We start from the raw sequence: 1,057 nt of genomic DNA on the forward strand, positions 1-1,057 counted from the left end.
GGAAAAGTCCTTCATCGGCAACTGTTTGATGACATGAAACAAGCCAAGCACTATATACACATTAATTTTTTCTCTATTGCAGATGATAAAATCAGTCATCAATTTTTAGATTTATTGAAGCAAAAAAGCAGAGAAGGGCTGGAAGTGTATTATGCTGTAGACAGGTTGGGCGGTATTTTACTAAAAGAGAAAGAGAAGCAGGCATTACTAAAAGAAGGGGTTCATTTTGCTTATTATAATAAACCAGATTTTCCCTATCTATTTTCTTCTCTAGAGCATCGTAATCATCGACGAAACTCAATAATTGATGGGAAAATTGGATATATTGGTGGGTTTAACATAGGTAAGAAATACCTAGGAGAAAAAGCAAAACTCGGTCATTGGAGAGATTACCATCTTCGAATAAGTGGGGAAGGGGTACAAGATTTAGAAAGCCAATTTGAGAGCGATTGGAAACAAAATACCGGACAAACGATTCCGAAAGCTAATGTTACGTCTGAAAAAGGACCAATCTCCCATCAAATCATTGCGTATAGTGGAGATAAGTTGTCACAGAGCTATGCAAATTTCTTTCATCAAGCTCAAAAGTCCATCACTATCCTAACTCCGTATTTTATACCTAAGGATGAGACAATTTGGAAAGCGCTGATTGATGCTCGAAAAAGAGGAGTTCGGGTAAAAATCCTTTGGTCCCCCCACTCAGATGCCATCTTGGTAAAACAAGCTGCTTATCCTTACATTCGAAAAGCTCTGTCTGAGGGAATAGAGATATATGCATACAAACAAGGGGTTTTGCATGGGAAGGTGTTCGTGATTGATGAAAAAGTATTAATGGTTGGAACAGTAAATTTTGATTCGCGTTCCTTTCACTTGAATGATGAAATGAACTGTTATATTTATGACTCAGGTTATATCCGTGAAGTTCAAGACTATATTCAGCAAGACTTTCAAAATGCTCAACGTATAACCTCTTCGTATGTTAATGATTTACCTTTAAAAGAGAAAGTGAAAGAACACCTGGCAAAATTGGTGGATTCTTATTTATAAGAAAAATTAA

General features: G+C 36.3%; 1 protein-coding gene. It reads left to right on the forward strand.

Translation table 11 applies throughout. From position 1 onward, the window contains the following. Positions 1–1,047 (forward strand): phospholipase D-like domain-containing protein (locus AAHB12_RS31095; protein ID WP_342048932.1); only part of this gene is annotated, 1,047 nt, incomplete at its 5' end. Positions 1,048–1,057 lie beyond the last annotated feature (10 nt).

This window comes from Bacillus sp. OTU530 (genome assembly GCF_038440375.1).